The 6,000-nt window shown below is 33.0% G+C and carries 4 protein-coding genes and 1 pseudogene; all 5 read left to right on the forward strand.

Annotated elements, in window-relative coordinates; genetic code table 11:
* The first annotated feature begins 665 nt into the window (after positions 1-665).
* Positions 666-1,727 (forward strand): J domain-containing protein, encoded by a 1,062-nt coding sequence (locus tag F6K40_RS02180; protein ID WP_293130718.1) that lies wholly within the window; start codon positions 666-668, stop codon positions 1,725-1,727.
* A 799-nt stretch (positions 1,728-2,526) separates the two neighbouring features.
* The gene (locus tag F6K40_RS02185) at positions 2,527-4,383 is read left to right on the forward strand and encodes a tetratricopeptide repeat protein (RefSeq protein WP_293130721.1); all 1,857 of its coding nucleotides are present in this window, start codon (positions 2,527-2,529) and stop codon (positions 4,381-4,383) included.
* Between the two features lie 594 nt (positions 4,384-4,977).
* Positions 4,978-5,301: a hypothetical protein gene (locus F6K40_RS02190; RefSeq protein ID WP_293130724.1), complete on the forward strand. Its 324-nt coding sequence runs from the start codon at positions 4,978-4,980 to the stop codon at positions 5,299-5,301.
* 17 nt (positions 5,302-5,318) lie between these two features.
* Positions 5,319-5,654 carry a hypothetical protein gene (locus F6K40_RS02195; RefSeq protein WP_293130727.1) on the forward strand — a complete coding sequence of 112 codons (336 nt, stop codon included), beginning with the start codon at positions 5,319-5,321 and terminating at the stop codon, positions 5,652-5,654.
* A gap of 17 nt (positions 5,655-5,671) precedes the next feature.
* A pseudogene (locus tag F6K40_RS02200) lies at positions 5,672-6,000 on the forward strand (tetratricopeptide repeat protein); the annotation flags it as partial.

The following is a 6,000-nucleotide window of genomic DNA, read 5'->3' on the forward strand; positions in this document are numbered from 1 at the left end:
ATTAAAATTATAAGTACAATAAATTCCTCAAAATTGGATACGCGCAACGAATAAAACTTAATATAGATACCACAAAAGAATTAAAAGCATATTGTTGGTAAATCTGTTGGCTACAGGGGATTGGCATCCCCTGTTTTTTTTATGTTATGAGAGTATAAATTAAGTTCAACTCTATCACCAAACTTTAATGGAACAGATAACTTCGTATTTTTAAATTCAAAAAGCTGATAGCTAGTTAATATCAATTATCAAAAAGTTTACTATACTTAAATTTTATCTTTATCAATAGACATCTCAAAAAAATCAAAAATGAAATAAATTCAAGAGATGAAACTGTTGATTTCATTCCCTATTCCCTATTCCCTATTCCCTATTCCCTGACTATAGACATCTCAAAAAATCAAAAATGAAATAAATTCAAGAGATGAAACTGTTGATTTCATTCCCTATTCCCTATTCTCTATTCCCTATTCCCTGACTTCTGCAAGAAGTCTAATACTATTTTTGAGCTGATATAAATTTTTAATCACTTTAATGATTCATTATTAATTGCTGATAGTTGACTACTAAGAGTTGAATGCTTACAGGTGACACATTAAGTAAATTACGATAAACTATAAAATATTAAATTGCCAATTGCTAAAATAATAGTCAAGATATTTATTATGCCAAGAAAAGCTAAAAAAACAGTTATCTATAATTCTCGATCTCAAGAAAATTCTCTATCATTTTCTTCTGTTCATGCTAGAATGGATTTTCTAAACGAAAAACACAAAAAACTTCTGACTCAAATCAAGCGGAAAAAAACTGAATTATCTAACCTCACTCAGCAGATACAAATCTTGAATCAAGAAATGTTTAATAAAAGTAGAGAGTTTGATGAAAAAATTAATAACTTGGATCGAGAAATTCATGCTCTCTTTGAGAAAATTCTAAGTAAGAAAAGTTTAGGAAAACCTCAAAAGCAAAAAGTTATAGATATTTATCGAACTTTACAACTAACAGGGAGAATTTCTCTAAGACCAGACTATTTTTTTCAATCATCATCAGCAAATTTTCAAGATGATGTTAGAGATAATTCGGAAGATTCAACGGAGAAAGACTTTTTTGAAGATGATTATGATGATGATAAAAATTACTCTGAATTTTACGAACAACCAGATATTTCTCAACCACGTCCAAGTAGAGATTTAAGAAAAATTTTCTTAAAATTAGCTGATAAATTTCATCCTGATAAAGCAACGGAAGAGGAAACTCGTGTTCTCTATACCGAAATAATGAAAGAAATTAATGTTGCTTATCAAAGTGGCGATCTGGCTAGGTTGCTAGAGATTGAACGGGAGAAAAATCAAGAAAAACTAAATTTTAACCAAAATGATAGTGAAAAAGAATGTGAACGTTTAGGGAAAGAAATTGAATTATTGTCTCAACAGTATGAACAAGTTAAAGCAGAATTACGAGAGGTAAAAAATACTCCTCAAGGTAATATGGTTAAACAGTATCGGAAAGCAAAGCAAAATGGAGAAGATTTGATAAAAATTATGCTAGAAGAAACAAGATTAGAGATAAGTTATTTGAAAAAATTGCGTGATTTTGTCAAGGATTTTAAAAATAAAAAAATTACCCTAAAAGAATTTTTAGAAGGCCGTACTTCTGTAACTGTAGATAATATAGAAGATACAATTAATCAAATGTTTGAAAATATGTTTTTAGTCATAGATTGGTAATTAATAATTAATAATTAATAACTAGAAAATAACTAGAAAGTGCAAAGTTCTTGGAATAACTATTGTTAGCTAAGGCTTTCAGAGTTATCAAGGTGAGAAACTCTCCCGTGATAGCTTTAGACTATGCAACCCTTTTCCAGTAATACTTTCAGTCTTGAGGGCAAATCTTTTTTTAGAAGAACTTTGTACTCTCCAGTTAATAATTAACAATTAATAATTATTACCTTTTCTTAAAAAGAAGAGAATTACTTTTGATAAATGGTATAATACTGCTCAATCAATTGCTTTCTTACTTCTTATTTCTTCCTTGACTTTAATAATTTAAGATAACTGCAGCAATTGTAAATGATGTGTCAAAAAAAACTGTAGGGGTTTGGTCTCCAAATCCTATTTTAATTTTGGTTTGGAAACCAAACCCCTACGTTAACGAAGTTAGAAATCCGAAGTCAGAAGTTATTTTTTTAACGGGGATTTGATCCCTGCTCCAAAAATATTTCGCCGATCAAGGCGTGGTTTTATACCAAGCGTGATAAATGTTTGCTATAAATATCTAGTTTGTTTAAGGAGTCAGGAGTCAGGGGTCGTATGGGAATAGCTTATTAGCCATTCTTACTTCATAACTTATTCAATTCCTCCAAGAGACATCTTCTGTAAAGTCTTTTTATCGCCCTTATTATTTGTAACATTATTTTTTTAAATTGGTATTAGACCGAATGATTTTGATAAAATATTACAACCTATTTAGGATTGTTATATAGAATGAAAATTAATAACTAATAACTAATAACTAATAACTAAAATGACAGAATCTATTTCTTGGCAAGAACGCTATCTAAATCTAATTGACCATATTATAGAAATTACTCTTCAAGGCAAAATTCGCTCCAAAGAACAAGTTTATCAAATGCTTGTTAAAGAAATTAGTAGTGGTACGGGAGAAATATTTGAACGTTGTTTTGATGAACGTTTCCAAACTATTAAAAATCAGGTAGATATAGAAACAGATGAGCTAAAACAAGCAAAAGCTAATCGTCGTTTACGAGCATTAAAAACTATTCAGGGAGAATGGGAAAAATGGGAAAAACAAAATCAAACTCAAGAGGCGATCGCTACTTCTATACAGCAAATTATTAATACGGAAAGTAGGGAACGTCTTACCAGTTTACTTAATGCTATTGATCCTAACCAAAAACAGCCTCTTACCCTTAACCAAATACAAAAACTTGGCCAAACTCTACATGACCAAAAAACCCAAACTACTGACTCAGACCTACAAAAAGATTTGCAGCAGTTTACTACTGGTATTACTAAAGGTTTGGAAGCTTGGCAACGACTACAACCTTATTTGGTAAGTTGGATATATGACCAAAGTCGAGGACAATTGGGATTTGGTGGGACTCCCGAACAGAGGGGACCGTGGGTATTATGGTCAAAACAAGTAAATAGCTCTTTTCCAGAGGGTTTATTTAATACTATTGCTTTGGAAAAATCTATTGTAGAATTTGCTGGTAAAGCTAGTATTGAAGGGAGTGATCTAGTTGAATTGGCAATAATTTTACAATGTTTACAAAGGGGATTAGTAGAATGGTTTGATAAGTTAATTTATGATGCGAAGGTAGGAGCAAAATTATCTATTTCTACTTTTTTGACTTTTGCTGCTATTTGGTGTCAGTTAGCTGATGGTTTTCAGGCTAGACCTAGTTTAAATAATTCTTGTTTTCAGGTGACATTGCAAATTCTGCGCGCCTTTTCTCAACGAGAATATTTTCCTCTTTATGGTGGAATTTTTGCTTCTTTTTCTGGAGAATATTTACAGAATGCTCTGAGTTATTTAGATGAACCTTTGCAAAGAATTCAAGGTACTCAAGCTAAGGGGAGAATTTTAACTTTATTGGGTTATTCTCAGCAGACTTTAGGGCAATATTTAAAGGCAATGGAATTTCATAAACAAGCTTTAAAAATTGCTCAAGAAACGGAGGATAAATCCTGTGAAATTGCTAATTTGAATCATTTGAGTCGGACTTGTGTGGCGATGAAGGATTATGGTGAGGCAATTAATTATAGTCAAAGAGCGTTAATGTTTTCCCGACAAGTAGGGGATAAAAGAGGGGAAGCTAATGCTTTAGCTAATTTTGCTTTTAGTGAAGTTTTCCAAGCTAGACAACAAGAAGTGATGGAAACGGAGGTTTATGAAACTGCGATTAATTATTTACAACAGGGTTTGAAATTGTCAGAAAATTTAGGGGATGGTCAGAGTAAGTCTCTTTGTTTTAGTAGTCTAGGAATTGCATTTATGGTATTAGAAAAACCGGAAGATGCGCTGTTATATTTAGCGGGTGGTTGGCAAGCAGCTCAATATTCTGGAGATTTATATTTGCAAGGTTTAAATTTGGCTTATCTTGCTCAAGCTTATTATAGTTTGCAAAATTTGGAGCAAGCTGTTTTTGCAGGTTGTTTGGGTATGTATCTTTTGGAGCAAATTGGTAGTAATGAATGGCGGCAAACTGCTGGTTTGATGGTTGTATTGAAGGGGCAATTGGGAGAAGATTTTAATGAAATTTTAGAGCAGAAACGGTCAGAAATTTTGCCAGTTATTGGAGTAGATGGTTATGATTATATTCCTGCACTTTTGGTGAAATATCAACAGTCTCTTTAGAAAAAATTGAAGACGCCTTGTTATATTTAGCTGGAGGTTGGCAAGCAGCTCAATATTCTGGAGATTTATATTTACAAGGGGCTTTGTTCCATGAAAGTAGCGTTCTTAACATCCATTCCGCAGCTTAATTGCTCCTGACACGGGATGATTAGTTTTCTATTTACTATTGTCCAATAGTTAGGACTCTGAAATAAGAGCGAGCGCTCCTGACACGGGATGATTAGTTTTCTATTTACTATTGTCCAATAGTTAGGACTCTGAAATAAGAGCGAGCGCTCCTGAGACGGGATGATTAGTTTTCTATTTACTATTGTTCAATAGTTAGAACTTTGTAATAAGAGCGAGCGCTCCTGACACGGGATGATTAGTTTTCTATTTACTATTGTTCAATAGTTAGAACTCTGTAATAAGAGCGAGCGCTCCTGACACGGGATGATTGATTTTCTATTTACTATTGTCCAATAGTTAGGGCTGACTGATTTACTCTCAAAACTTTTACTTGTAAAGGTTTCAGCTTTTTTATTTCAAAGATTGATGTTCTATTTATTTATTGTCCAATAGTTACAGTAGTTTCCGCGCGTTATTCTTGTACATATGGGTCCCAAGTGCGGCAGCTATATTTCATGCAACAAAGACTTTACAAGGTTTGAATTTGGCTTATCTCTTGAAGCTTATTATGGTTTGCAAGATTTGGAAAAAGCTGTTTTTGCAGGTTGTTTGGGTATGTATCTTTTAGAGCAAATTGGTAGTAATGAATGGGGAAAAACTGTTGGGTTGATGGTTGTATTGAAAGGTAAATTGGGAGAAGAGTTTAATGAAATTTCAGAGCAGAAACTCTCAGAAATTTTGCCAGTTATTGGAGTAGATGGTTATGATTATATTTCTGAACTTTTGCGGAAATATCAAGAGTCTCGTTAGAAAAAATTGAAGACGCCTTGTTATATTTAGCTGGGGGTTGGCAAGCTGCTCAATATTCTGGAGATTTATATTTGCAAGGTTTGAATTTGGCTTATCTTGCTCAGGCTTACTATAATTTACAAAATTTGGAAAAAGCTGTTTTTGCAGGTTGTTTGGGTATGTATCTTTTGGAGCAAATTGGTAGTAATGAATGGCGGCAAACTGCTGGTTTGATGGTTGTATTGAAGGGGCAATTGGGAGAAGATTTTAATGAAATTTTAGAGCAGAAACGGTCAGAAATTTTGCCAGTTATTGGAGTAGATGGTTATGATTATATTCCTGCACTTTTGGTGAAATATCAACAGTCGCTTTAGAAAAAATTGAAGACGCCTTGTTATATTTAGCTGGGGGTTGGCAAGCTGCTCAATATTCTGGAGATTTATATTTGCAAGGTTTGAATTTGGCTTATCTTGCTCAGGCTTACTATAATTTACAAAATTTGGAAAAAGCTGTTTTTGCAGGTTGTTTGGGTATGTATCTTTTGGAGCAAATTGGTAGTAATGAATGGCGGCAAACTGCTGGTTTGATGGTTGTATTGAAGGGGCAATTGGGAGAAGATTTTAATGAAATTTTAGAGCAGAAACGGTCAGAAATTTTGCCAGTTATTGGAGTAGATGGTTATGATTATATTCCTGCACTTTTGGTGAAATATCAACAGTC

It is taken from the genome of Okeania sp. SIO3I5, assembly GCF_010672085.1.
Classification (GTDB): Bacteria; Cyanobacteriota; Cyanobacteriia; order Cyanobacteriales; family Microcoleaceae; genus Trichodesmium.